We start from the raw sequence: 25,260 nt of genomic DNA, 5'->3' as shown, positions 1-25,260 counted from the left end.
GCCTGGTCCTTCGCAGGCCGATCCGTCTCAGTCGGCAGTGATATTGGCGGCGCGGATCAACTCGCGCCATCTCGGCAGGTTGTCGGCGATGGTGCGGGCCAGGACATCGGGCGGGCCGCCGACGATCTCGAAGCCCAGGTCCTCCAGCCGCGCCTTGATCGGCGGATCGACCAGCACCGCGTTCATCGCCTCGTTCAGCCGCTGGACGACGGCGGGCGGCGTGCCGGCGGGGGCCAGGATGCCCTGCCAGTTGATGACCTCGAAGCCCGGAAAACCCTGTTCGGCGACGGTCGGCACCTCGGGCAGGGCGGTCGCCCGCGTCAGCGAACTGACCGCCAGCGCCCGCAGCGCGCCGCTGCGCAGATGCGGCATGGCGGGGGCGGGGGTGACCCATAGCGCATCGACGGTGCCGGCCAGCGTATCGGTCACGGCGGGTCCGCCGCCGCGATAGGGCACATGCGTCCAACGGGTCTCGGCCCGCATCGACAGCATCACCCCGGTCAGGTGCCCCGCGCTGGCATTGCCGGGCGAGGCGATGTTCAACTGCCCGGGCCTGGCTTTCGCAAGCGCGATGAACTCCGCCAGGGTCGAAACCCCAAGCGCCGGCCGCACCACCAGCATCTGCGCCGCCCGCGCCATCTGGATCACCGGCGCGAACGACGTCTGCGCGTTGTAGCGCAGGTTCTGGAACAGCGCCGGGTTCACCGTCAGACTGTCCGGCGCCAGCAGCAGCGTATAGCCATCGGGCGGGGAGGTCGCGACCAGTTCGAACCCCAGGTTGCTGGCGGCCCCGGGGCGGTTCTCGACGAAGACCAACTGGCCCAGGCTGTCGCGCAACCGTTCGGCCATGATGCGGCCCAGCGTGTCGTTGCTGCCGCCGGGCGCGAGCGGGACGATGATGCGCAACTGGCGGTGCGGAAACGCCGTGTCCTGTGCGGCGGCAGGGGCCGCGATCAGGGCGGCGGCGGCCGCCAGGACATGGCGACGGGTTGGGCCGTTGATGGGCTTCATTGTTTTTTCCCCAGGCGCGCGCCGCCGCGAAGCGGGCGGGCACGCACCATGCGCGGAAGCGTAGTGGGGAAGATTGCCGCGAGAAAGCCGCGGATGCTGCCCGCGTCAGGCCAGGACGCGCGCCACGGCCTCGGCGGCGATGCGGCCCGATTCCGCGGCCCCGTCCATATAGCCCGAATGCGTTTCGCTGGTGTGCTCGCCCGCGAAAAACACCTGGCCGACCGGCGCGAAGGCACCACCAAAGCCGGTCCATTGCCCCGGCGCGAAGCAACTGTAGCTGCCGCCGACATAGTGGTTGCCGGGCCAGTTCATCCGGCCGGCACGGCCGCTGAAGGCGGCGGCCGCCCCCGGCAGCGCCGCGTCGATCGCAAGCGTCGCGGCGCGGGCGCGATCGGCGGCAGGCCCGCGGGCGAAGTCGACGCCGGTGCGCCCGCCGGCGAAGATCGTCATCCCGCCCGGACCCGTGCCGTCGCGGGCATGGTCCTCCCACACCGTCTGGATGCCCAGGTCGTTCAGGCATTCGCCGCTGCGCCCCGCCGCCCGCCAGGGCCGCGCGGTCAGCCCGGCAAAGATCTTGGCATTGGTGCCGTAGCCCAATTCGCGGATCGCGCGCTGCGTCAGCGGCGGGGCGCCGATGTCCAACTGCACCTGGCGCAGCATCGTCGCCGGCAGCGCCAGGATGACGATATCGGCCGGGATGACGATGGTGGCGCCGCCGCGGGCAAAACTCGCCTCATACCCCGCACCCCGCCGGCGCAATGCGACCAGGCGATGGTTGGGGCGGATGCGGTCGCCCAGGCGCGCGGCGATCGCCGTCGGCAGCCGGTCATTCCCCCCGGCGATCTGGTAGCGCTGGTCGGAGGAAAACAGCCCCCGCTTGGGCTGCGCGGGGTCCGGGGCAAAGGCCTCGACCAGATACAGCCCGGACAGCCGGTCCGGTTCCAGCCCCATCTCCTGCGTCAGCCCGACGTCGAGCAGCTTGCGCAGCCACCCCGTGGTGCCGAATTCATCCAGCCATTCGGCGGCGGAACGGCGGTCGATGGCAGGTTTTTGCTCTTCCGGCAGCGCACGCAGGGCTTGCAGGCGGGGCAGCATCGGTGCAGCGGCGGCGGCGATCTCGGCCAGGCCGCGGTGCTGGCCATCGATGAAGACGGTGCCTTGCAGATCCTCGGTCGCGCCATCTTCCAACGTCAGGCTGAATTCCCGCGCCAGCGCCAGCATGTCCGTGTGTTCGCTATTGATGAAGCTGCCGCCCAATTCCGCGACATGATCCGGTGCCAGCACCCCACGGGCCGAGAACATGCGCCCGCCGACGCGCGTATTCGCGTCCAGCACCGTCACCCGGGCGGCCCCCGCCTGGGTCAGCCGATAGGCCGCGACCAGCCCCGCGAGCCCGGCCCCGACCACCACGATCCGGGCATCGGTACGCCCGACCCGGGCCATTGCCAGCCCCGGCACCGAAGCCAGCAAGGCCCCCAGCACGACGCGGCGCGGCAAATGCAGGCCGGCGGCCACTTCATCCAGCGGCGGGCCGCCGGGGGGCGCCGCCGTGTCGGCCACAGCGAAGGCGCGTTGCAGCATGGCGAAGATCGGCGTGCGCGACATGACGTGTTCCTGCCCCGGGTAACACAGGCTAGCGCCGATGCCTGGCGAATGTGAATCGCGCATCACACCGGCTTTTCTGTCGGTTGCACCGGGCCACCCCCGCGCGTAGATGCGCGACGCTGCACTTCCCCGCTATTGCCGGACCCGCCCGCCCATGGACCTCCTGCCTATCCTGACCGTGCCCGACCCTCGGCTGCGCGCCCGCGCCAAGCCGGTCACGGCCGCCGACACCGACCGGGTGCGCGACCTCGCACCCCAGATGCTGGCGACCATGTACAAGGCGCCGGGCATCGGCCTGGCGGCGCCGCAGGTCGGCGTGCTGCTGCGGGTCGCGGTCATCGACCTGCACCCGGACGACAAGCCCGACCCCATCATCCTGGTGAACCCGGAGATCGTGGCCGAAAGCAGCGAACGCGCGGTGCGGGAGGAAGGCTGCCTGTCGCTGCCCGGCCATTATGCCGACGTGGAACGCCCGGCGCGGGTCAAGGTGCGCTTCCAGGACCTGACCGGCGCAAAGCGGGAGATCGAGGCCGATGCGCTGCTGGCGACCTGCCTGCAGCACGAAATCGACCACCTGGATGGGGTGCTGTTCATCGACTACCTGTCGGCGCTGAAGCGCAACATGATCCTGCGGAAGATGAACAAGGAGGCGCGGCTGCGGGGCAACCCGGCATGACGCCACTGCTGGTCGAAGCGCCATGACGCCGCTGCGCCTGGCCTTCATGGGCAGCCCGGATTTCGCCGTGCCGGCGCTGCGGGCGCTGGTCGATGTCGGGCACCAGGTCGTCATGGTCTATGCCCAGCCGCCGCGCCCTGCCGGACGCGGCCAGAAGGAAACGCCGTGCCCGGTGCATCGCGCGGCGCTCGACCTCGGGCTGCCGGTTCGCACCCCGGCGCGGGTACGGAAGGATGAAGCGGAGCACGCGGCGTTCGCGGCACTCGACCTCGATGCCGCGGTCGTCGCGGCCTATGGCTTGATCCTGCCGCAGGCGATGCTGGACGCACCCCGCCACGGCTGCCTGAACATCCATGCCAGCCTTTTGCCGCGCTGGCGTGGCGCCGCGCCGATCCATTCGGCGATCCTGGCGGGCGACACGGAATCGGGCGTCACCATCATGAAGATGGAGGCCGGGCTGGACACCGGCCCTATGTATCTGCGCGACACCGTGCCCATCGGCCCGCGCATGACCACCCCGGAATTGCACGATGCGCTGGCGCCGATGGGCGCCCGGCTGATGCTGCGTGTCCTGGCGGAATGGCCCCAGGCGATGCCGCAGCCCGAGGATGGCGTGACCTATGCCGCCAAGCTGACCAAGGCCGATGCGCGGCTGGACTGGTCCCAGCCGGCCGATGTGCTTGACCGCCGCATCCGCGCGCTGAACCCCTGGCCCGGCACGGTGGCGACCCTGGCTGGCGAACCCCTGCGCATCCTGGCGGCCGAACCGGCCGATGGGGCAGGGGCACCCGGCCTGGTCCTGGCCGATGGACCGATCGTCGCCTGCGGGCAGGGCGCCCTGCGGCTGACCCGGCTGCAACGCGCCGGCCGGGCGGCCATGCCGGCCGCTGATTTCCTGCGCGGATCGCCGATGCCCGTGGGCTCAATCCTGGGTTGATCGCTGTGTTGAAACGGCCTCGGGCGCGGCATTAGAATGGCGGCGTTCCACCGCCCAAAATAGGAAAATCGCCGCGAACCCGCCGAGGACCAGCCATGGAATCGATGTGGAGCGTGATCGGCGTCGTCAGTTCCGGCCTCACGCTCGCGGCCTTCATGGTGGCGGTCGCGGCCTGGGTCTACAAATCGCGCCTGGACCACCGCGAACGCATCCTGAAGACCACGCCCCCCGACAAGCGCGGCGCGGCGGCACTGGAAATCCTGGAAGCATCGCGCATCGATCCGGGCAACCTGTCCCAAAGCCAGCGCTTCGACATCGCGCGGCGCGAGTTGGAGATGAAGGCCGCCCGGTTCCGCACCACGGCCATCATCATCTCCTTTATCGGCGTTCTCGGCTTCGCGCTGGCCATCTATGCGATCGGCCGGACCTCGCCGGGGGCACCGACGGTCCCCGCCGCCAGCGCCGCCCCCCCGCGCCCGCCCAGCGCCGCGGATGCGCGCCTGGCCGCGGCCTTCCCGGGGACCTGGAAATCGCAGGGCAAGCTGCCCCGCGGCACTGGCTGGCATGTCGAGGACCTGCAATACACCGCCGCCCGGAACGGCATGATCGAATGGCGCGGCACCTTCAACTTCGGCGGCGCCCGCTACCCGATCCTGATGAGCGGCGATTGGCGGATCGAGGACAGCACCCTGCTCTACACCATCCAGCAATCCAACGTGTCGGCGATCCCGTCCGGCTATCGCGGGGCGACGCCGCTCGTCTCCATCAGCGACACGGAGGTGCGGTATCGCGACCCCGGCAACAATGGCGCGCTGAGCGCCGACCCGCGCCTGCCATGACCCGGTCCTCCGCCCGCCAGGCCCGCCTCGGCGCCGCGTCGCCTTGACCGATCCCCAGGGCGCAGATCCAGCCGGCGTGACCGCCTACGCGCTGCTGCTGGAATACGACGGCGGTCCCTTCGTCGGCTGGCAGCGGCAAGCAAGCGGGCTGTCGGTGCAACAGGTGCTGGAGGAAGCCGCCGCCCATCTGAACGGCGGCACCCCGCCGCTGGTCCTGGCCGCGGGGCGCACCGATGCCGGGGTGCATGCGACGGGCCAGGTGGCGATCCTCCACCTGCCCGGCGACCTGCCGCCGATGCGGGTGCGGGAGGCCCTGACCTTCCACACCAAGCCCCATCCGGTGGTGATGTTGCGCGCCGCCCTGGCCCCGTCCGGCTGGTCGCCGCGGTTTTCGGCCGTGTCCCGCGCCTATCGCTACCGCATCCTGAACCGCCGCGCCCGGCCGGCGCTGGAGGCCGGGCGGGTGTGGCATGTGCAAGGCGCGCTGGATGCCGACGCGATGCACGCCGCCGCGCAGGGGCTGCTCGGGCGGCATGATTTCTCGGCCTTTCGCGCCGCCGCCTGCCAGGCCAAGGACGCGATCCGCACGCTGGACAGCCTGGATGTGGCGCGCCATGGCGATGAGGTGGTGCTGACCGCCGCCGCCAGGTCCTTCCTGCACCACCAGATCCGCAACTTTGCCGGCACCCTGGTGCAGGTCGGGCTGGGGCGGCGGGATGTGGCCTGGCCGCGTGCGCTCCTGGATGGGATGGACCGCACCAAGGCCGGCCAGACGGCGCCGCCGGAGGGGCTGTGCTTCACCGGCGTGACCTATGCGCAGGCCCTGGACTGGGTCTGACTCAGCCGCCGACCAGCCGCCCGGCGACGCCGCCCACCACGATCCCGATCAGCACATCGGTGACAACGATCGCCGCGGCCACCAGCGGCCCGGCGCCCAGCGCCACCTTGGCGACCCACCATTCCAGCCACAGCGCCCAGCCGAAGGCCGACAGCGCCAGCCCATGCGACACCCAGTCCGGCAGGCCCAGCGCGGGCGGCACGATCATCGCGATCAGCAGAACCACATACTGCGGCACATTCGCCCAGTTCCAGGCCGCGACGAAATGCGGCCAGCGCGCCGCGGCCCCCGCCGCATTCACCAGCGGCAGGGTGCCCAGCAACAGCGCGGCCCAGGCGGTGACAAAGGCCAGGGTTTCGATCAGCAGCCCCGGCAGCAAGCCCACCGGCGGCGCCGCCCCGCCCCAGGCGATCAGCCGCAGCGCGAGGAAGGCAGGCAGGCAGATCAGGATGCTGCGCACCGTGGCGCGCCAGGCGCCCGCGCCATCGGTCGGCAGCAGCGCCAACCCCAGCGCATTGCCACGCGCGAGCCAGAAGCCGGCGACCAGCCCGGCGGCGACCTCGACACGTGGGTTCGGGGGCGGGGGGCTCAGCCGACCGCTGCCTGGCCAAGCGTTTCGGCAATCACCGCGGCATAGAGTCGGGTCAGGTCGCGCAACTCGGCCACCGGGGTCTGTTCGTCGGCCTTGTGCATCGTGGCTCCCACCGCGCCAAGCTCGGCCACGGGACAATAACGCGCGATGAAGCGCGCATCCGACGTGCCGCCGCCGGTGTCCAGCGCCGGTTCGGTGGCGCAGGTCGCCCGCACGGCGCGGCGCAGCGCCTCGACGAAGGGGCCGGGCTGCGTGAGGAAGGATTCGCCCGAGCAATTGAGCGACAGCTCGTGCCGAGGCGCGTGTTCCGCCAGCACCGCATGCAGCCGCGCACCGAGCGAGTCCGAGGAATGCAGGTCGTTGAAGCGGATGTTCAACCGCGCCGTCGCACTGCCCGGGATCACATTCGTCGCGGCATTGCCGACATCGACGCTGGTGACCTGCAGGCTCGATGCCTCGAAGAATTCACTGCCGGCATCCAGCGGTTCGGCGGTCAGCGCCGCCAGCACGCGGACCATCCGATGGATCGGATTATCGGCTTTCTGGGGATAGGCCGCATGGCCCTGGGTGCCGTGGATGGTGATGGCGGCGTTCAGGCTGCCGCGCCGCCCGACCTTGATCGTGTCGCCCAGCCGCACCTTGCTGGTGGGTTCGCCCACCAGGCACATGTCCGGGATGTGGCCGTGCTCGGCCATCCAGCCCAGCACTTTGACCGTGCCATCGGTGGCGGGGCCTTCCTCGTCGCCGGTGATCAGCAGCGACAGGCTGCCGGGGCAGGTTTCGGGGATCGCCGCGATAAAGGCCGCGACCCCGCCCTTCATGTCGGTGGCGCCACGACCGAACAGCACGCCGTCACGGACCTCCGCGCCGAAGGGGTCGGTGGTCCAGGGGCCGGCGCCGGGCGGCACCACATCGGTATGGCCGGCGAAGCACAGGTGCGGCCCGCTGTCGCCGCGCCGGGCGAACAGGTTGGGCGTAGTGCCGAAACCCAGCCGGTGCACCGAAAACCCCAAGGGGCGAAGCGCCGCCGCCACCACGTCCAGCGCGCCGGCATCCGCCGGGGTCACGCTGGGGCAGCGGATCAGGGCCTGAGCCAGCGGCAGCGGGTCGCGCCCCATGGTCAGTCGCGCAGCAGGTCGTTGATGCTGGTCTTGGCGCGGGTCTGCGCATCCACGCGCTTGACGATGACGGCGCAGTAGAGGCTCGGCCCCGGGCTGCCATCCGGCAAGGCCTTGCCGGGCAGCGAGCCAGGCACGACCACCGAATAGGCGGGAACCCGGCCGACGAAGATCTCGCCCGTCGCGCGATCGATGATCTTGGTGGTCGCCGAGAGGAACACGCCCATCGACAGCACGCTGCCGCGTTCGACGATCACGCCCTCCACCACTTCACTGCGGGCGCCGACGAAGCAATCGTCCTCGATGATGGTCGGGTTCGCCTGCAAGGGCTCCAGCACGCCGCCGATCCCGACGCCGCCCGACAGATGGCAGTTCTTGCCGATCTGGGCGCAGGATCCGACGGTGGCCCAGGTGTCCACCATCGTGTTCTCACCGACATAGGCGCCGACGTTCACGAAGGACGGCATCAGCACGACATTGGGGGCAATGAAGGCCGACCGGCGCGCGATCGCGCCCGGCACGGCGCGGAACCCGGCGGTGCGGAAGTGGCGGGCGTCCCAGCCATCCCACTTCATCGGCACCTTGTCCCAGGCGCCGGCGCCTTCGTGGGCGCGCAGCGTGTTGTCTTCCAGGCGGAACGACAGCAGCACCGCCTGCTTCAGCCACTGGTGCACGACCCAGCCGGTGGCCGTCGGCTCGGCGACCCGGGCATCGCCGCTGTCGAGCAGGGCCAGCGCGGCCTCGACCGCCACGCGGTCCTCGCCCGTGGTGGCCGGGGTCACCTCGGCGCGGCGTTCCCACAGGGCTGTGATGGTGGCGGCGAGAGAGGTCATGTCCATCGGGCGGCGGTCTCGGTCGGGGGGAGGGGAGCGAAGGATCGCAAGGCGCCTGCTATCCGGTCGGGGTGCCGGGCTGTCAACGCCTTTGCCCCCCGCGCCGGGGCCGGGCGCGCCATTCACCGTGCATTCATCCGGGGCTGGTGGAATGCGCGGATGGATTTGATGCCCCCCCCATCGCCGGACGACCACCGCGGTCACCACAGGCGCGGCGCGCATACGGCGGAAGGCCCAACCCCGGCCCCAACCCCGACCGAGGCCGCGCTGCGCCGCGCCCTGCTGGAATCGCGCAACCGCTGGCGCGATGCGGCCCTGCTCGCGGCCGATGTGGTGATCGAGGCCGATGCCGAGGGGGTCCTGACCTTCCTCGCCCCCGAATCGGTGCTGGGCCATGTCGCGGACCATTTGATCGGTGAGCCCTCGGTCAGCCTCTGCGACCTGCCGGACCCATGGCGCCTGCCGACGGGCCAGGCGGTGCGGGATCTGCGCGCCTGGGGGCGCCGGGCGGATGGCACGCCCGCCTGCCTGCTGCTGGCCGCCGCCGCCCTGCATGATGCCGCCGGCCAGGTGATCGGGCTGCGCGCGACCGCCCGCGACGTGACGGCGGAAGAAACCGTCGCCGCCGACGCCGCCCGCGCGCTGCGCCGGCTTGAGGCACGGGACCATGTCGCGGCCCGCGCCGGCGCCATCGTCGACCCCCGGGGCCGGGTCCAGGCCTGGCTGGAGGGGCTGCGCGACTGCCTGGGGCTGGCGGCGGCGGCCGTGGTCGACCTGGGTGAGGCGCGGGACGTGCCGGTGACGGCGCACCTGGCCGGCACCTTGCCCGATGAATTGCTGGCCCTGGCGGCGGCCATGCCGCCCGGGGCCAGCCGCTACCTGCAGCCAGTGGGCGCGGGGCCGCTGGCGCTGCTGGCCCTGAACGGGCGCGACGACCGGCGGCCCGTGCTGCTGGCGCTGCGCGCACCGGGCGCGCGCGACTGGGACGACGACGACCGCCACATGCTGGAAGGCATCGCCGACCGGATGCGCCCGACCCTGGCCGCCGAATGGCGCGCCCACGCGCTGGAGCGTGAGGCTGGGACCGATCCGCTGACCGGGCTCTTGAACCGCCGCGCCTTCATGGAGGGGCTGGAACGGCGGCTTGCCCGCGCCACGCGCGCGGATCGCCCGATCGGGGCGCTGATCTTCCTCGACCTCGACAATTTCAAGCCGGTGAACGACCAGCGCGGCCATGCCGCCGGCGATGCCGCCCTGCGCCTGGTCGCGGCCCTGGTGCGGGATGGGTTACGGCCATCGGACCATGTCGGGCGCCTGGGCGGCGACGAATTCGCCGCCTGGCTGGAGGGTGCGGACGACGACGTGGCGGCGATGCGCGCGCAGGTGCTGCTGGGCATCGCCGCGCGCGAATTGCGCGACATCGGCGTGCCCGGCAAGCCGCTGACCATGTCGATCGGGATCGCCATGGTCGCGACCCACGCGGCCGAGGATGCGGCCGCGATCCTGTCGCGCGCCGATGCCGCCATGTATGCCGCCAAGCGGCGCGGCCGCGCCTGCTGGGAAGTGGCCCTGGCCCCAGCGTTGGATCCGGCATCGGATTCGGCACCGGATCCAGCGGTGGATGGCCGCGACGCCGGCCATTGGGAAGCAGGACGCTTCGGACGAGGGAACCCGGAACGATGATCGCGACCCTGGACTACGAAACCGCCCGGCGTGTCGCCCGCGACGGTGCGGAGATGGCCCGTGCCGTGCTGGCGGCCGACCCCGATGCGCGGCCCGAAATGCTCTACTTCCTGGCCGCCGACCCGGTGCCGGCGGTCCGCGCCGCGGTCGCGGCCAACCCCGCCACGCCGGCCCAGGCCAACCGCCTGCTCGGCGCGGATGAGAATGAGGCCGTGCGGGTGGTCCTGGCACGCAGGCTCGGCTCCCTGGCACCCGGCCTGTCCCCGGCGCGGCACGACCGCCTGGCGCGGCTGGCCTGGGATACGCTCTGCCTGTTGGCCGAGGATGCCGCCGTCGGTGTCCGCGCGGTGATCGCCGATGCGGCCGCGGGGCTGGTCGATCAGGCGCAGCGCGGGCTGATCGTGACCCTGGCGCGGGACGCGGCGGTGACGGTCAGCGGGCCGGTGCTGCGGGCATCCCCCCTGCTGACGGACGGCGACCTGCTGGCCCTGGTCAGCGCCCCCCCGACGCCCGAGACCCTGACCGCCATCGCCCGCCGCCCATCCCTGGCCGAGGCCGTATGCGACGCCATCGCCGCGACCGCCGATACCCCGGCCGTGGCGGCGCTGCTGGCCAATCCATCGGCCGCGATCCGGGAAGCGACGCTGGACACGCTGGCCGCGCAGGCCGCCGCGGACCCAGCCGGGCGGGTCGCCTGGCACGCGCCGCTGGTCGCCCGCCCGCGACTACCGCCGGCCGCGATCCGCCTGCTGGCCGATTGCGTCGCGCGCGACCTGCTGGCGCAACTGGCCGACCGCATCGACCTGGACCCCGCGACGCGGGAGGAGTTGCACCGCCGGGTCGCCATCGGCCTGGTCGCCAAGCGCGCCGGCCTGCCCGACCCCGCGCATGGCCGGCACCTGGTGCATGGCATGGCCAACCCGCAGGACATCGCCGAATCCACTTTCTTGCGCGCGGCTGCCGCCGGGGATGCTGTCGCCTGCCGGGAGATGCTGATCCAGCACGCCGATGTCCCGCCCGAGATCGTCGATCGCGCCATGACGATGCGGAATGCCAAGGCGCTGATGTCGCTGTCCTGGCGCGCCGGGTTGTCGCCGCGCTGCGCCGCGGTGGTCCAGGCCATCCTGGCCCGCCTGCCGCCGGATGAGGTGATCCACGCCGCCCCGGATGGCGCCTGGCCCCTGGCCCTGGCCGAAATGCGCTGGCACGTCGACATGCTGGGCCAGCGCGCGGGGTAGCAGGTTGCAAAAACACGGGGAGCGCGGCGCGCAAGCCGTGCTAACCGCAACGCATGATCATGCGGCGAAGCGTCTTGCTGGGCGGCCTGGGGCTTTCGGGCGCCGCCTATGCCGGCTGGGCGGAACCCTCGATGCGGCTGACCGTGGCGGCGCATCGCCCGATCCTGCCGGAATGGCGCGGCCGCGCGCCGCTGCGCATCGTCATCCTGTCGGACATCCATGCCGGGGAGCCGGTGATGCCGGCCCTGCGCGTCGCCGAAATCGTCAGGCAGGCGAATGCACTCGACCCCGACCTGACGCTCGTGCTGGGCGATTTGGGGTCGCAGGCGCGCTTCGTGACGCGGGCGGTCCCTTTGGCGAGTTTTGCCGGCCTGCTCGGCCGGTTGCGGGCGCCGCTCGGCGTGCATGCCGTGCTCGGCAATCACGACTGGTGGGACGACCCCATGGCCAATCGGCTCCGTCCGCCGGCCACGGTCGCGGCCCTGGGTGCCGTCGGGATCGGGGTGCTGCGCAATGGGGCGGTGCGGCTGCGGGATGGCAGCGACGGGTTCTGGCTGGCGGGGCTGGACAGCCAACTCGCCTTCGGCCGCCGCGGGGCGGATGACGTGGGGCGCACCCTGGCCGCGATCACCGATGACGCGCCGGCGATCCTGATGGCGCATGAACCGGACGTCTTCGCCCGCGCCACCCCGCGTTTCGCCTTGCAGGTGTCAGGCCATACCCATGGCGGCCAATTGCGCCTGGCGGGCTGGTCGCCGCGCGTGCCCTCCGCCTTCGGCAATCGCTACGCCTATGGGCTGGTGCGGGAAGAAGGTCGCAGCCTGGTCGTCTCGGGCGGGCTGGGCTGTTCCGGACTGCCGGTGCGCTTCGGCGTGCCGCCGGAGATTACGCTGGTGGAGGTGGCGTGAAGCCGACGCCTTCCTCCGCCAACCGAGCCTTGACCAGCGCCTTGGGCACCTTGCCGTAGCCCGACATGGGCAGATCCGGCCAGGCGACCACCCGCAACGGCTGCTTGTAGCGCGCGACCAGGCCGTAGAGATGCGCCAGCAGATCCGCTTCGGTCGCGGCGCCGCGCAGCACGACGCAGGCGACCCCGGCCTCACCCCACTTCGGATGCGGCAGCCCGACGACGGCGCAGGCCGCGACGGCGGGATGCAGCAGCAGGGCTTCCTCGACCTCACGCGGATACACGTTGCTGCCGCCGGAGATATACATGTCCGACCCACGACCCGTGATGAACAGGAAGCCACGCGCATCGAGGTGCCCGAGGTCGCCAGTGTGGAACCAGCCACCGGCAAAAGCCTTCTGGTTCGCCGCCTCATTCTCGAAATACCCGGCGAAAACGGCCGGGCCGCGAACGCAGATTTCGCCGGTGCTGTCCGGCGGCAGGCGGGTGCCGTCGGCATCCAGGATCGCGACCTCCATGCCCGTGCGCGGCACGCCGCAACTGCCGGGTGCCACATCATGCTGGTCGGGGCGCAGCACGGTGATGTTGCCGGTGACCTCGCCGAGGCCGAAATACTGCGTCATCGCATGCCCCAGCACGCGACGGGCGCGATCCTGGTCGGCGCGATACATCGGCGCGCCGGCGTAGATGACGTGGCGCAGGCTGGAGGCCTCCGCATCCGGCGGCGCGCCATCGGTCAGGGCGGTCAGGATGGTCGGCACGGTGAACATGTTCGTCACGCGATGCGCGGCGACCAGGCGCCAGGCCTCGGCCACATCCAGTTTTTCGCCCGGCATCAGGATGCTTTTCGCGCCGCGCGCGACATTGGCCAGGGCGTGGATGCCGGCACCATGCGACAGGGGTGCGACCACCAGCGACGCGCCCGCTTCGGTCAGCCCCGGCATCAGGTCGGCCAGATGGTTGGTGACCACAAAGCCCATCTGGGCATGGGTCAGCACCGCGGCCTTGGGCCGCCCCGTGGTGCCGCTGGTGAAGAAGAACCAGCACGGATCATCCGGCGCCACGGCCTGCTCATGATCAGGCGGCGGTGGGGTCGCCGCGGCCAGTGCGGTTTCGTAGTCGGTTTCATGCGGGCGTGCATCGCCGACCGCCAGCACCAGCCGCGCTGTCGGCACGACATCGGCATGCGCGGAAAACCCCGTGTCGCGCAGCATGGCGACGGGGCGGCTGTCGGCGGCCAGGATCGCGACCTCGGCCGGCGTCAGGCGGTAGTTCGTCGGCACCCAGACCGCGCCGGTCTTGAAGCAGGCCCAGAGGCTTTCGAACATCGCATGGGTGTTGCGGCTATGCACCAGCACGCGATCGCCGGGCATCACCCCCGCCGCCCGCAGCACCGCTGCCAGGCGATCGACCCGCGCATCGATCTCCGACCAGGACCAGGTCTTGTCGCGCCAGACCAACCCGGGCGCGTCCGGCAGGCGGCGCGCCGTCTGCGTCAGCAACCGCCCGAGGTTGGCCGCCCGCATCAATCCACCAATTCGCGCCGCGGCGCGAAGGACTGCGCATCGGCCAATTCCCAGGCCCTGGCAAAGCGCGGATCCTCGGTGCCGCGCAGCAAGGCGCCCGTGGCCAGGCGCGGATAGAGGTCGGCGAAGCTGCGTGTCTGGTGCTGCGACACCCGGCGCTCGATATGATCGGCGCGCAGTTGCGACGGGTGTTCCAGCCCGGCCGCCGCGACGAGTTCGGCCAGGGCCTCCAGCGTCGCCTCGTGATATTGGAACACGCGCGTCGCCTTGTCGGGCACGACCAGCGCGCGGGCGCGGGTCGGGTCCTGCGTCGCGACGCCGGTCGGGCAGCGATCGGTATGGCAGGACAGCGACTGGATGCAGCCCAGCGAGAACATGAATCCGCGCGCCGAATTGCACCAGTCGGCACCCAGGGCAAAGGCCCGCGCGATGTCGAAGCCGGTCGCGATCTTGCCGCTGGCGCCGATCTTGACCTTGTCGCGCAGGCCGATGCCGATCAGCGCATTGTGGACGAAGGACAGGCCCTCCCGCAGCGGCATGCCCAGGTGGTCCATGAATTCCAGCGGCGCCGCCCCCGTGCCGCCTTCCTTGCCATCCACCACGATGAAGTCGGGGGTGATGCCGGTCGCCAGCATGGCCTTGCAGATCGCAAGGAATTCCCACGGATGCCCGACGCAGAGCTTGAACCCGGCCGGCTTGCCGCCCGACAGGCGGCGCATCTGCGCGATGAAATGCATCATTTCGACCGGCGTGGAGAAAGCCGTGTGCCAGGATGGCGAGATGCAATCCTGGCCCATCGGCACGCCGCGCGTCGCGGCGATTTCGGCGCTGACCTTGGCCCCCGGCAACACGCCGCCATGGCCAGGCTTGGCACCCTGGCTGAGCTTCAACTCGACCATCTTGATCTGCGACGCCGATGCCGTGGCGGCGAAGCGTTCGGCCGAAAAGCTGCCATCCGCGTTGCGGGCGCCAAAATAGCCCGATCCGATTTCCCAGATGATGTCGCCACCGGCGATGGCGTGATGCTGGCTATAGCCGCCTTCGCCTGTGTCATGCGCGAAGTTGCCGCGCTTGGCCCCCGTGTTCAGCGCCACGATGGCATTGGCCGACATCGACCCAAAGCTCATCGCCGAGATGTTGAACACCGAGGCATCATAGGGCTGCGTGCAATCCGCCCCGCCGATCGTCAGCCGGAACGGCGTGCGGTCCGGCGCCCGGGCGGCGATGGAATGATGCAGCCATTCGAAGCCATCGCCATAGACATCGTATTGCGTACCAAAAGGCCGCTTGTCCAACTGCATCTTGGACCGCTGGTAGATCAGCGCCCGCTTGTCGCGGCTGAAGGGCGCGCCGGTCTTCTCATCCTCGAAGAAATACTGCCGCATCTCGGGGCGGATGCTTTCCATCAGGAAGCGCAGATGCGCCGAGATGGGATAGCTGCGCAGGATCGCATGGCGCGTGTTGAACAGGTCGCGGAAGCCCAGGGCGCTCAACCCGCCGCCGACCACCAGGCCGACCCAGGCCACCCCATGCCCGCCCGCCAGCAGCACCGCCGCGCAGACGAGTGTCAGCAGCACGGCCAGGGTCAGGGTGATGTAGCGTGGCGTCAGGGCAAGCATGATGGGGTGCATGGCGCGGGCGGTCCTCCTGTCGGGTCAATCTGGTCCGGGCCAGCCAGCCCTGTGTAGAGGCGCCACGATGAATTCACACTGGGCGATCGCCCTTCTCGACCTTCAGCGTCCGGTTGTCGGCCGCCGGCAACATGCGGGCCGGGTCGCGCGTCACGATGATGTCGAGCACGGTCGGCGTCGCGGTATTGGCCAGGCCCGCACGCAGCGCATCGGCCAATTGCTCCGGATCCTCGACGCGAATGCCCTTGCAGCCCATGGCATTCGCGATCGCGGCATAATCCATCTCGACCAGGTCGGAGGACTGGTACGCCCCCGGCCCATAGACCGCATGCTGCAACGCCTTCACGTAGCCCGAGGCCGCGTTGTTGAACACACAGACGACAATCGGCGCCCCCACGCGGCGGGCGGTTTCCAGGTCGCCCAGGCTCATGTTGAAGCCGCCATCGCCAGTCATCGACACCACGCGACGCCCGGCCCCGACACCCAGTTGCGCGCCGATGCCACCCGGCACGCCATAGCCGATGCTGGCGAAACCCCGATCCGCGACAAAGCCTCGGCCTGCCTGCTTGGTGTCGAACAGCAACCCGCCCCAATGCCCGGCGAAGCCGCCATCGGCGACCAGCACGGCATCGGCCGGCAGAACGCGGTTCAACTCGCCCATCAACCGGCCGATGTTGATCGGGCGTTCGGTCGCTTCGAGCTTTTCACGCGCGCTTTCGCGCCACGCGTCCATGCGGCCGGGCACCGATCCGGCCCAGGTTTTCCGCCGCGCGGCACCGCCATCCAGGGCCGCGCGCAAATCCGCCAGGCCGCAGCGCGCGTCGCCGACCAGTGCCACATCCGCCCGGGTGGTGCGGCCGATCTCCTCCGCCGACACGTCCAGGTGGATGAGCGGTGTGCCGGCGTTGAACAGCGAAAACCGCTTGGTCGCGATCTCGCCCAGCTTGCAGCCGACAACCAGCAGGCAGTCGCTTTCGGCGATCATCGCATTGGCGATCCGGTCGTAGCGGCCGAACAACCCCGCGCTCAGCGGATGGGTGCAGGCGATGGCACCCTTGCCCGACATGGTATGGGCGACGGGAATGCCCTCAGCCTCGGCCAGATCCAGCAGCGCGCCATAGGCTTCCGAGATATGCACCCCACCGCCCGCCAGGATCAGCGGGCGTTCGGCGCGCGACAGCAGGGCCGCGGCGGCGGTGATGCCGTCGGCATCGGGGCGCGTCCGGCGCGCCTGGGCTTTTAGCGTGCCTGGATCGACCCAGAAATCCGTGACATCGAAATCGAAGCTGCCATGGGCGATGTCCTCCGGCACGTCGATCACCACGGGCCCAGGGCGGCCGGAATTGGCGACAGCAAAAGCACGCCGGAACGCCTCGGGGATGCGCTTCATCACCTCGATGCGGATGATTTCCTTGGCCAGGGGCTTCAACACCTCCAACTGCCGCGCTTCCTGCGTCATGTTCTTCCAGGAGAACTCCCGGTTGGTGTCGCCGGTGATGCAGATCATCGGCATGCCGGCGTTGAATGCCTCAGCCATGCCGGTCGCGAGGTTCGTGGCACCCGGCCCAAGCGTCCCGTCGGCCACACCCGGGCGGTTGGTCACCCGCGCATAGGCATCGGCCGCAAAGGCGCCGCAGCGTTCGTCGTTGATCAGGTAATGCTTCAGGCCAAGCCTGCGGCAGGCGTCATAGAAGGGCAGCAGTTGAAACCCGCCCATGCCGAACATGGGGCCGGTTTCGTGCAGGCGCAGCATCTCGGCCATCGCCTCGCCACCGGTCATGGTGCGGGTCGCATTCGCAGCAGGCATCAGGTCTTCCCATCCAAAAGCAGATCGACAATCTCGCGACAGGACTGGCCGACCAGCCCCCCCTTCGCCGCGGCGGTGCGGTTGACGGCGGAGACATAGCCATCGTTCCAGATCGACAGCGCATCGCCGATGCGCGCCGAGAAGCACGACACCACGGCGCCCGCGATCCCCCGGTCATCCAGCACCGGCAAGCGCGACGCATCCCCGCCGGCATCATTGTAGATCGCGGCCCGCACCGGATACTTCACCGCCGTCTCCGGCCGCCCGCCCAACAGCGCGCCATGGCTACCCGTGACGATGATGTGACCGATGTCCGACGGCACCACCAGCCCGTTGGAATCAAGCCCCCAGACCGTGACGCCACCGCGTTCCAGCAGCCGGTGTCGGGCCTCCTGCATCGGCGGCTGCGGCGGGGCAGGGGGCAGGTCGGCCGCCACCAATAGTGCCAGCGCATCCGCGCACCGCATCCCCGGATGCAGGCCAAGCCGCGCCGCGGCCGCATTCACCACCGACAGCGTCCCGCGCGCCATCATGGCCGCGCCATCGCCGATCGGCGCATCGCCGCAGGCCGCGGCGGGGATGGTCAGCGTGTCCAGCCCCGCGACTCCGGCGCGCTCGCGGCCGATGCCGGCATCGTGCAGCAGCACCGCCGCCACACCCCGCATCGCAGCATAGCCGGCGGCATAGATGCCGCCATGGCTCGCACACAGCGCCACGCATCCGCGCGCCTCGGCGCCCAGATGCGTCACACTGTCCAGAATGAGGGCCACGTTTCTCTCCACGGCTTGATTCCTGCGCCGGCAACGGCATGCTCGCAAGCGGGGGAGACAGCAAAATGACATCCAATGCCGGGCAATGGCTCGCGCTGCATCGCAGCATGTGCCGCATCCGCGCCTTTGAGGAAACCGCGTTGGCCGCCCACAAGGCCGGCGATATCCCGGGCCCCCTCCACGTCTCGATCGGGCAGGAAGGTGTTGCCGCCGGAATCTGCCTCAACCTGCGCCGCGACGACCGCATCACGTCGAACCACCGCGGCCACGGCCATGCCCTGGCCAAGGGCGCCGGTGTCGCCGGTATGATGGAGGAATTGTTCGGCCGCGCCGGCGGGCATTGCGGCGGCAAGGGCGGGTCCATGCATATCGCCGATTTTTCCGTCGGCATGCTCGGCGCCAATGGCGTCGTCGCGGGCGGCATCCCGATCGCCGTGGGCGCCGCCCAAGGCATCAAGTTGTTGGGCCAGGACAGCATTGCCGTCTGTTTCTTCGGCGACGGCGCCATCAATCGCGGCCCGTTCCTTGAGGGACTGAACTGGGCCGCGCTCTATCGCCTGCCCGTGCTCTTTGTCTGCGAGGACAATCAGGTCGCCGCATTCACCGCCGCCCGCGACGTCACGGCTGGCGCCGGCGTGGTGGCAAGGTCCGAGGCGCTCGGCGTGCCCGCCGCGACCGTCGATGGCAATGACGTCGCCGCCGTCGATGCCCTGGCCGCCCGGCTGGTGGCGGAGGTGCGCAGCGGCGCCGGACCCCGGCTGCTGCACGCCACCACCTACCGCCACACCGGCCACACCAGCACCGATGCCGCCGCCTGGCGCCCAGCCGACGAGGTCGCGGCAGGCAAACAGGGCGAACCCATCGCCCGGCTGGAAGCCCGCCTGCTCGCGGAAGGCATTGCCTCCGCCGCCGATCTTGCCGCCATTCGCGCCGCGGCGCTGGCGGAAATGCAATCGGCCCGCACCGCCGCCTTGGCCGCACCATGGCCCGACCCCGCCACCGCCTATTCGGATGTCCTCGGCGCATGACGACCCTGGTGGAAGCCCTGCGCCTGGCCGCGTGGCAGGAAATGGAACGCGATCCGCGCGTCTGGGTGCTGGGCGAGGATGTCGCGCGTGGCGGCCTCTTCGGCCAATATCGCGGCTTCGCGGAAAAATTCGGCACGGATCGCGTGGTGTCCACGCCAATCAGCGAATCCGTCATCATGGGCGCGGGTCTCGGCGCCGCGCTGGTCGGCACCCGGCCGATCATCGAGATGCGGATCTTCGACTTCGTCATGTGCGCGATGGACGAGCTGGTGAACCAGATCGCAAAGATCCGCTACATGTTCGGCGGCCAGGCACGGCCTTCGGTCGTGGTGCGTATGCCGCATGGGCTGTGGCGCAACAGCGCTGCCCAGCACAGCCAGGTGCTGGAAGCCTGGTTCGCGCATCTGCCTGGCGTGGTGGTGGTCGCACCCTCCACGCCCGCCGATGCCGCCGGGCTCCTGGTCGCGGCGATCCGCAGCGACGATCCGGTGCTGTTCTTCGACCCCAAAAACCTGTTCGGGCTGGAGGGCGAGGTCCCCGCCACCATCGACCCCATCCCGTTTGGCGCGGCGCGCCGCGTCCGGGGCGGCGATGACCTGACCATCGTCTCCTGGTCGGCCCTGATGCCGGCCGTCGTTCAGGCCGCCGAAACCCTGGCCACACGCGGCATCACCGCCGAAGTACTGGACCTGCGCAGCCTCTGGCCCTGGGACGAGGCCGCGGTGACCGCCAGCGCCCAACGCACCGGCCGCCTGCTGGTGGCGCATGAGGCGGTGGAGGCCGGCGGCTTCGGCGCCGAGATCATCGCCCGCATCGCCGAAACCACGCCCGGGGTGCGGCTCGGCCGCTGCGGCATGCCGCGCGTGCCGCTGCCGTTCTCCCCGCCGCTGGAGGATGCGATCAAGGTCACCCCCGCCAAGATCGTCGCCGCCGCCGATCGCCTGCTTGCCCGCTGAGCCCCGCCCCCGCATCCTAACCCCAATCGCCCGGAAAACGGGCAAACAAGAGGGAGTAACCCCATGAGTCTGTCCCGCCGGATCCTGCTCGCTTCCCCCGCCGCCCTGGCGATGCCCACGGTTGCTCGCGCCCAAACCCAGTACAAAGCCGAATACAAGGTCAGCGTCGTCGGCAACCGCCCGATCTCGCTGGCCGATGGCGCCTTCCGCTGGGCCGAGCTGGTGACCGAGCGCAGCCAGGGCCGCATCAACATGAAGGTCTATCCGGGCAGCCAGTTGGTCGGCGGCGACCAGACGCGGGAACTCGTCGCGATGCGCCAGGGCATCATCGACATGGCGACCTTCAGCACCATCAACATCAGCCCGCAGGTGCGGGAGATGAACATCTTCTCGCTTCCCTGGCTGCTGGGGGATTCGCGCGGCTTCGACGCGATCATCCGTGGCGAAGTGGGCCGCGACCTGGAACGCATCATCGCGACGCGTGACGTCGTGCCCTGTGCCTGGGGCGAGAACGGTTTCCGTGAAATCTCCAACAGCAAGCGCGACATCGCCGCGCCCGCCGACCTGCGGGGGCTGAAGATCCGCTTCGCCGCCGGCGCCATTTTTTCGGAGATCTTTACCGCGCTCGGCGCCAATCCCGTCCAGATGTCCTTTGCCGACCTGCAACCGGCGCTATCGACCGGTGCCGTCGATGGGCAGGAAAACCCGGTGAACCTGTTCCTGGCCTTGCGCATGGATGCGCTGGCCCAAAAACATCTGACGATCTGGAACTACGTCGCCGACGCCGGGCTTTTCGTCGTCGCCAAGCCGGTCATGGACAGTTTTTCGCCCGCCGACCGCGACCTGGTGCGCGCCTGCGCGGTGGAGGCCGCCAATGCCCAGATCGTCGCCTCCCGCGCCGGGCTCGGCCGTGATGGGGATCGCGCCAGCCTGGACGAGTTGGCGCGCCGCGGGGTCACGACCGTCACCCTGACCGACGCCCAGAAAGCGGCCTTCGCCACGATCACGCGCCCCGTCTTCGACAAATGGGCGCAGACGGTGGGCACCGATCTCGTGCGCAAGGCCGAGACGGCGATCCGCACGGTCCGGTCCTGACCCATGGCAGCGGAAGCGGATTTTTCCGGCGGGCGTGACAACCCAAAGACCCGCGTTCCGCTGAAGCTGGAGGAAATCCTCATGGCCGCCGCGATGGCGGCCATGGCGCTGATCACCGCGGCCAATGTGGTGACGCGCTACCTGACCAATGTCTCGCTGGCCTTCACCGAGGAATATTCGGTGGTGCTGATGGTGGTCGTCGCCCTGCTCGGCACCGCCGTCGCCACCGCGACGGGCCGGCACATCCGCATCGGCTATTTCATCGACCTGCTGCCCGCCCGTGGCCGGCGCAATGCCGAAGCCGTCGCCATGCTGCTGACCATCCTCTGCTTCGGATTGCTCGTGGTCTTCGGCGCCAAGCTGGCCTGGGACGAGTACCGGTATGAGGTTCTGTCCAACGGCCTCGGCAATCCGAACTGGTGGTACACGGGCTGGCTGCCTGTCTTGTCGGCCTTCGTCGTGGCCAGGGCCGCCGGGCGGCTGGTGCGTGTGCTGAAGGGCCAGCCCGGGTGATCGGCACCATCCTCTTCGCCGGCTTCGTCGCCATGCTGTTCGGCGGCGTGCCGATCGGCGTCGCCCTGGGGCTGGCGGGCGCTTTCTGCATCTGGCTGGCCGACCAGTCGATCATGGCGATGCCGACGAATGTCTACGCCGGGATCGCGAAATATCCGCTGATGGCCATCCCGATGTTCGTGCTGGTCGGCAGCGTGTTCGATCGCACGGGCGTGGCGCTGCGGCTGGTGCGTTTCGCGACGGCGCTGGTCGGGGCGGGCAGGGGGGCACTGGCCTCCGTCTCCGTGCTGGTGGCGATGGTGATCGGCGGGATCTCCGGCTCCGGCCCCGCGACCTCGGCGGCCGTCGGCCAGGTGGTGACGCGCGGCATGGTGCAGGATGGCTATCCGCGCCCCTTCATCGCCAGCACCGTCGCGGCAGCCGCCGCGACCGACATCCTGATCCCGCCCTCCATCGCCTTCATCGTCTATGCCGTGCTGGTGCCGGGGGTATCGGTGCCGGCGATCTTCATGGCGGGGATGTTCCCCGGCATCCTGGCGGGCTGCGCGATCATCGTCGCGGTTCTCATCATTTCCTGGATCAAGGATTTTGGCGGCAAGAATCCCGACCGCGAGGCCCTGTCGATCTGGCGCACCTTCAAGGAAGCGATCTGGGGCCTGATGGCGCCCGTGGTCATCCTGGGCGGCATGCGCGCGGGGTTGTTCACCCCGACCGAGGCCGCCGTCATGGCCGTCTTCTACGGGCTCTTCGTCGGCTTCGTCGTCTATCGCACCCTGACCCTGCGCGACGTCTATGAAATGCTGGTCGAGGCCGCCGAACTCTCCGGCATCATCCTGTCGGTGATCGCCCTGGCCTCGGTCTTCGCCTGGTCCACCAGCACGCTTGGCATCGTGCAGCCGGTCGCCGATTGGATCGTTGGCCTGCATCTCGGCGAATACGGCACCATCGCGCTGCTGATGGTGGTGCTGGTGCTGATCGGGATGTTCCTGGACGGTGTCTCCACCTTCCTGATCCTGCTGCCGGTGCTGCTGCCGATCGCGCAATTCTACCACTGGGACCTGACCTGGTTCGGCGTGGTCCTGACCATGAAGATCGCCATCGGGCAGTTCACCCCGCCGATGGCGGTCAACCTGATGGTGTCCTGCCGTATCGCCGGGGTGTCGATGGAATCGACGATCCCCTGGGTCATCTGGATGATCCTGGCCATGTTCATGTCCTTGGCCGCCGTCGTCGTTTTTCCAGGCATCGCTTTGTGGTTGCCGCGCGTTATGGGCGTACTCTGACCCTCCCTTGAGGGTCGAGGGGAGGATACGACCCCATGCGGACCATGATTCCGGCGGCGGCACTTGCCGCTTGCCTCGCCTTGCCGGCCTTTGGCCAGGGCGCGGCGCCCGCCACGCCACCCGGTTCCGATCGCGTGACCGATGTCACCACCGTCAGCGAACTCGCCGACATGTGCGCCCCGCGGACCACGGGCGTGCATCGGCTTGAGGCGATCGCCTATTGCCAGGGCTACCTGACCGCCTCCGGCCAGATCTACACCTCGCTCACGCCCACCACCGGCACGCGCCGGCCCTTGGTCTGCCTGACCTCGCCCGGCCCCACGGTGGCCGAGGCCGGTATCGCCTTCGCGAACTGGGCCGCCCAGAACCCGCAATTCGCATCGGAGCGCGCGGTCGATGGCCTGCTGCGCTTTGCCCAGGCGACCTACCCCTGTCCCGTCGCTGCCCGAGGAGTGCGCTGAGATGGTCCGGACAATCTCCCTGCGGGGCTTGCGCCTCGCCGTGCCCCTGATGGGGCTTCTGTCGCTCGGCGCCTGTGGCGGGATGAGCCAGCAGCAGCAGAGCGTCGGCACCGGCGCCCTGGGTGGCGCCGCCCTGGGCGGCCTGGCTGGGTCCTTGAGCGGCAATGCCGGCTGGGGCGCGCTGATCGGCGCCGGCGTCGGTGCGGGGGCCGGTTATCTCTACGACCAGTCGCAGCAGACGCAGCAGCGGCGCTACCAGCAGAACCAGTACCAGCGGAACTACCAGCAGAACCAGCCGTACTATCGCCAGAACTGAGGCCGCCTCCACCCCGGCGTGAAGCGGTGCGCGTGGAACAACCCGCGCGCACCGCTTGGCCTTCGCGCCCATCGCGGTATGCTGATCCCCAGACGCCGGCTGGCCCCAGGCCCGGCGAGTCTTGAGGGAGCCGTCCTGACCATGCGCCCATTCTTCGCCGCCGCCGTGGCGGTCTGCCTCGCTGGCCCCGCATTGGCCCAGGCGCCGACCACGGCCGTCCATACCGTCGCGGATCTCGCGGCAGTCTGCGGCCCGGCGGATGCGCTGCCCCCGGTCGCGCGCCTCGAAGCCATCGCCTATTGCCAGGGCTTCGTCACCGCCGCCGGGCAATACCACGCGGCCCTGCATCGCGCGGGCGGGCGCCATCGCCCGCTGTTCTGCCTGCCGACCCCCGCGCCCTCGGTGGCCCAGGCCGCCGTCGCCTTTGTCGCCTGGGCGGGTGAGAATCCGACCCGGGCGGGCGAACCCGCGCTCGATGGCCTGCTGCGATTCGCCCAGGCTGCCTATCCCTGCCCGACGCCTGCCCGCCGCGCCCCCGCGCCCCGTTAGAGAAGGCCATCCGTGATGCGTGCGTCCCGTCTCGCCCTGCCGCTTGTCGCGGCCCTTGCCCTTGGCGCCTGCGCCCAGATGTCGCCGAATGAACGCAGCACGCTGACGGGCGCCGGCATCGGCGCCGCGGTCGGCGGCATCGCGGGTTCCTTTGCCGGCCATGCCGGCTGGGGTGCCGCGATCGGCGGCGCGGTCGGGGCAGGTGCCGGCTACCTGTACCAGCAGACCGTGAATTCCGAACAACGCGCCCAGTCCCAGGCCTATCAACGCGGCTACGAGCAGGGCCTGCGGACGTACTGAACCGCGACCATCGAAACAGGAGATCTCAGGATGCGGACCCCATGGATGAAGGCCCGTGTCCCGGCGGCGCTGCTGGCCTTCGCGGCGCTGTCATCGGCGGCCCATGCCCAAACCGCGCCGGCGCCGCTGCCGATCCATGCGCGAACCGTCGCCGAACTGGCCGCGATCTGCGCGCCTGGCCCCACGATAGGCCCGGTCATGCGGCTTGAAGCCATCGCCTATTGCCAGGGCTTCCTGACCGCCGCCGGGCAATATCACGCGGCGGTGCATCGGCCCGGCGCCCGCCGCGGTGCCGCACAGCGCCCGCCGGTCTTCTGCCTGCCCACCCCGGCGCCATCGGTCGCGCAGGTGGGGATCGGCTTTGCCGAATGGGCCGCGACCCAGCCGCAACGGGCCGGCGAACCGGCGCTGGAGGGCGTGTTGCGCTTTGCCCGCGCGACCTACCCATGCCCCACGCCCGCGCGCCGCGCCGCCCGCTGACAAGGATATTCGAACCGATGTGCCGCTCCGTTACACCTCTCGCCCTGGCCTTGCCGCTGCTGATCGCGGTCGCGGCCTGTTCGCCGAACAGCGAATTCCAGTTCGACCCGATGGGCGCCGGCAACAGCGACCCCAGCGCGACCTTCGCCGGCAATGGCGCCTGGGATGGCGCGGGCTACGCGGCCGGGCCGGGCGGCGGCGGCTTCGTGTATGATTCGGCGCTCGGGCCGGGATCGGAGCAGTAAGCGCCTTTAAGGAGGACACGCCC

At 70.3% G+C, this 25,260-nt stretch carries 27 protein-coding genes; 18 read left to right on the top strand and 9 right to left on the bottom strand.

The window, feature by feature from the left end; genetic code table 11:
* Positions 1 to 27 precede the first annotated feature (27 nt).
* Together ACQW02_RS14365 and ACQW02_RS14360 are read right to left on the bottom strand one after the other, a co-directional pair.
* Positions 28 to 1,011 carry a tripartite tricarboxylate transporter substrate binding protein gene (locus tag ACQW02_RS14365; protein WP_431280596.1) on the bottom strand — a complete coding sequence of 328 codons (984 nt, stop codon included), beginning with the start codon at positions 1,009 to 1,011 and terminating at the stop codon, positions 28 to 30.
* Between the two features lie 105 nt (positions 1,012 to 1,116).
* A complete protein-coding gene (locus tag ACQW02_RS14360; RefSeq protein WP_431280595.1) occupies positions 1,117 to 2,616 on the bottom strand; it encodes a flavin monoamine oxidase family protein in 1,500 nt (499 codons plus the stop codon).
* Positions 2,617 to 2,770: 154 nt separating this feature from the next.
* On the opposite strand from ACQW02_RS14360, the gene def reads away from it, so the two are divergent.
* The 4 genes from def to truA all read left to right on the top strand — a co-directional run bounded on the left by def (position 2,771) and on the right by truA (position 5,906).
* Positions 2,771 to 3,292, top strand: a complete 522-nt coding sequence (gene def / locus ACQW02_RS14355) for a peptide deformylase (protein WP_431280594.1) — start codon at positions 2,771 to 2,773, stop codon at positions 3,290 to 3,292.
* Positions 3,293 to 3,323: 31 nt separating this feature from the next.
* Positions 3,324 to 4,229 (top strand): methionyl-tRNA formyltransferase, encoded by a 906-nt coding sequence (gene fmt / locus ACQW02_RS14350; protein ID WP_431285904.1) that lies wholly within the window; start codon positions 3,324 to 3,326, stop codon positions 4,227 to 4,229.
* Positions 4,230 to 4,324: 95 nt separating this feature from the next.
* Positions 4,325 to 5,068: a hypothetical protein gene (locus tag ACQW02_RS14345; protein WP_431280593.1), complete on the top strand. Its 744-nt coding sequence runs from the start codon at positions 4,325 to 4,327 to the stop codon at positions 5,066 to 5,068.
* 76 nt (positions 5,069 to 5,144) lie between these two features.
* Positions 5,145 to 5,906 (top strand): tRNA pseudouridine(38-40) synthase TruA, encoded by a 762-nt coding sequence (gene truA, locus ACQW02_RS14340; protein WP_431280592.1) that lies wholly within the window; start codon positions 5,145 to 5,147, stop codon positions 5,904 to 5,906.
* A gap of 1 nt (position 5,907) precedes the next feature.
* On the opposite strand, the gene ACQW02_RS14335 is transcribed toward truA, so the two are convergent.
* The 3 genes from ACQW02_RS14335 to dapD form a co-directional block, all read right to left on the bottom strand.
* Positions 5,908 to 6,411, bottom strand: a complete 504-nt coding sequence (locus ACQW02_RS14335) for a hypothetical protein (protein WP_431280591.1) — start codon at positions 6,409 to 6,411, stop codon at positions 5,908 to 5,910.
* 83 nt (positions 6,412 to 6,494) lie between these two features.
* Positions 6,495 to 7,616: a succinyl-diaminopimelate desuccinylase gene (gene dapE / locus ACQW02_RS14330; RefSeq protein WP_431280590.1), complete on the bottom strand. Its 1,122-nt coding sequence runs from the start codon at positions 7,614 to 7,616 to the stop codon at positions 6,495 to 6,497.
* A gap of 2 nt (positions 7,617 to 7,618) precedes the next feature.
* Positions 7,619 to 8,455 carry a 2,3,4,5-tetrahydropyridine-2,6-dicarboxylate N-succinyltransferase gene (gene dapD, locus ACQW02_RS14325; RefSeq protein WP_431280589.1) on the bottom strand — a complete coding sequence of 279 codons (837 nt, stop codon included), beginning with the start codon at positions 8,453 to 8,455 and terminating at the stop codon, positions 7,619 to 7,621.
* A gap of 162 nt (positions 8,456 to 8,617) precedes the next feature.
* Here dapD and ACQW02_RS14320 point away from each other — a divergent pair, with 162 nt between their 5' ends.
* Genes ACQW02_RS14320 through ACQW02_RS14310 form a run of 3 tightly spaced genes read left to right on the top strand, consistent with a single transcriptional unit; the run spans position 8,618 to position 12,278 of the window.
* Positions 8,618 to 10,132, top strand: coding sequence for a diguanylate cyclase domain-containing protein (locus tag ACQW02_RS14320; protein WP_431280588.1), 1,515 nt, complete (start codon positions 8,618 to 8,620; stop codon positions 10,130 to 10,132).
* The gene (locus ACQW02_RS14315; RefSeq protein ID WP_431280587.1) at positions 10,129 to 11,370 is read left to right on the top strand and encodes a DUF2336 domain-containing protein; all 1,242 of its coding nucleotides are present in this window, start codon (positions 10,129 to 10,131) and stop codon (positions 11,368 to 11,370) included. Before ACQW02_RS14320 ends, ACQW02_RS14315 begins: the two co-directional genes overlap by 4 nt.
* Before the next feature lie 59 nt (positions 11,371 to 11,429).
* Positions 11,430 to 12,278, top strand: coding sequence for a metallophosphoesterase (locus ACQW02_RS14310; RefSeq protein ID WP_431280586.1), 849 nt, complete (start codon positions 11,430 to 11,432; stop codon positions 12,276 to 12,278).
* Here ACQW02_RS14310 and ACQW02_RS14305 read toward each other — a convergent pair.
* The 4 genes from ACQW02_RS14305 to ACQW02_RS14290 form a co-directional block, all read right to left on the bottom strand.
* Positions 12,256 to 13,803 carry an AMP-binding protein gene (locus ACQW02_RS14305; protein ID WP_431280585.1) on the bottom strand — a complete coding sequence of 516 codons (1,548 nt, stop codon included), beginning with the start codon at positions 13,801 to 13,803 and terminating at the stop codon, positions 12,256 to 12,258. The genes ACQW02_RS14310 and ACQW02_RS14305 overlap by 23 nt on opposite strands.
* Complete coding sequence (locus ACQW02_RS14300) at positions 13,803 to 15,434, bottom strand: FMN-binding glutamate synthase family protein (protein WP_431280584.1); 1,632 nt, start codon at positions 15,432 to 15,434, stop codon at positions 13,803 to 13,805. The genes ACQW02_RS14305 and ACQW02_RS14300 overlap by 1 nt, the downstream gene beginning before the upstream one ends.
* A gap of 73 nt (positions 15,435 to 15,507) precedes the next feature.
* Positions 15,508 to 17,241: a thiamine pyrophosphate-binding protein gene (locus ACQW02_RS14295; protein WP_431280583.1), complete on the bottom strand. Its 1,734-nt coding sequence runs from the start codon at positions 17,239 to 17,241 to the stop codon at positions 15,508 to 15,510.
* The gene (locus tag ACQW02_RS14290; protein ID WP_431280582.1) at positions 17,241 to 18,011 is read right to left on the bottom strand and encodes a hypothetical protein; all 771 of its coding nucleotides are present in this window, start codon (positions 18,009 to 18,011) and stop codon (positions 17,241 to 17,243) included. The genes ACQW02_RS14295 and ACQW02_RS14290 overlap by 1 nt, the downstream gene beginning before the upstream one ends.
* 65 nt (positions 18,012 to 18,076) lie before the next feature.
* Here ACQW02_RS14290 and ACQW02_RS14285 point away from each other — a divergent pair, with 65 nt between their 5' ends.
* From ACQW02_RS14285 to ACQW02_RS14235, 11 genes are all read left to right on the top strand, one after another.
* Complete coding sequence (locus ACQW02_RS14285) at positions 18,077 to 19,039, top strand: thiamine pyrophosphate-dependent dehydrogenase E1 component subunit alpha (protein WP_431280581.1); 963 nt, start codon at positions 18,077 to 18,079, stop codon at positions 19,037 to 19,039.
* Positions 19,036 to 19,995 carry an alpha-ketoacid dehydrogenase subunit beta gene (locus ACQW02_RS14280; protein WP_431280580.1) on the top strand — a complete coding sequence of 320 codons (960 nt, stop codon included), beginning with the start codon at positions 19,036 to 19,038 and terminating at the stop codon, positions 19,993 to 19,995. The genes ACQW02_RS14285 and ACQW02_RS14280 overlap by 4 nt, the downstream gene beginning before the upstream one ends.
* A 63-nt stretch (positions 19,996 to 20,058) precedes the next feature.
* Positions 20,059 to 21,090 (top strand): TRAP transporter substrate-binding protein DctP, encoded by a 1,032-nt coding sequence (gene dctP / locus ACQW02_RS14275; protein WP_431280579.1) that lies wholly within the window; start codon positions 20,059 to 20,061, stop codon positions 21,088 to 21,090.
* Positions 21,091 to 21,093: 3 nt separating this feature from the next.
* A complete protein-coding gene (locus tag ACQW02_RS14270) occupies positions 21,094 to 21,603 on the top strand; it encodes a TRAP transporter small permease (RefSeq protein ID WP_431280578.1) in 510 nt (169 codons plus the stop codon).
* On the top strand, positions 21,600 to 22,886 hold the full coding sequence (locus ACQW02_RS14265; RefSeq protein ID WP_431280577.1) for a TRAP transporter large permease: 1,287 nt from the start codon (positions 21,600 to 21,602) through the stop codon (positions 22,884 to 22,886). Before ACQW02_RS14270 ends, ACQW02_RS14265 begins: the two co-directional genes overlap by 4 nt.
* Before the next feature lie 35 nt (positions 22,887 to 22,921).
* Positions 22,922 to 23,347, top strand: a complete 426-nt coding sequence (locus tag ACQW02_RS14260; protein ID WP_431280576.1) for a Rap1a/Tai family immunity protein — start codon at positions 22,922 to 22,924, stop codon at positions 23,345 to 23,347.
* Between the two features lies 1 nt (position 23,348).
* On the top strand, positions 23,349 to 23,663 hold the full coding sequence (locus ACQW02_RS14255; RefSeq protein WP_431280575.1) for a glycine zipper domain-containing protein: 315 nt from the start codon (positions 23,349 to 23,351) through the stop codon (positions 23,661 to 23,663).
* 141 nt (positions 23,664 to 23,804) lie between these two features.
* Positions 23,805 to 24,212 (top strand): Rap1a/Tai family immunity protein, encoded by a 408-nt coding sequence (locus ACQW02_RS14250; RefSeq protein WP_431280574.1) that lies wholly within the window; start codon positions 23,805 to 23,807, stop codon positions 24,210 to 24,212.
* Between the two features lie 15 nt (positions 24,213 to 24,227).
* A complete protein-coding gene (locus tag ACQW02_RS14245; protein WP_431280573.1) occupies positions 24,228 to 24,512 on the top strand; it encodes a YMGG-like glycine zipper-containing protein in 285 nt (94 codons plus the stop codon).
* 45 nt (positions 24,513 to 24,557) lie between these two features.
* Positions 24,558 to 24,992: a Rap1a/Tai family immunity protein gene (locus ACQW02_RS14240; protein WP_431280572.1), complete on the top strand. Its 435-nt coding sequence runs from the start codon at positions 24,558 to 24,560 to the stop codon at positions 24,990 to 24,992.
* 17 nt (positions 24,993 to 25,009) lie between these two features.
* Entirely contained in the window at positions 25,010 to 25,237 is a 228-nt protein-coding gene (locus ACQW02_RS14235; RefSeq protein WP_431280571.1) for a hypothetical protein, read from the top strand.
* Positions 25,238 to 25,260: the final 23 nt, after the last annotated feature.

Source organism: Humitalea sp. 24SJ18S-53 (assembly GCF_050632385.1).
Taxonomy (GTDB): Bacteria; Pseudomonadota; Alphaproteobacteria; order Acetobacterales; family Acetobacteraceae; genus Humitalea.
Note: the sequence above shows the minus strand (reverse complement) of the source record. Positions and strands in the feature narration are given on the sequence as shown.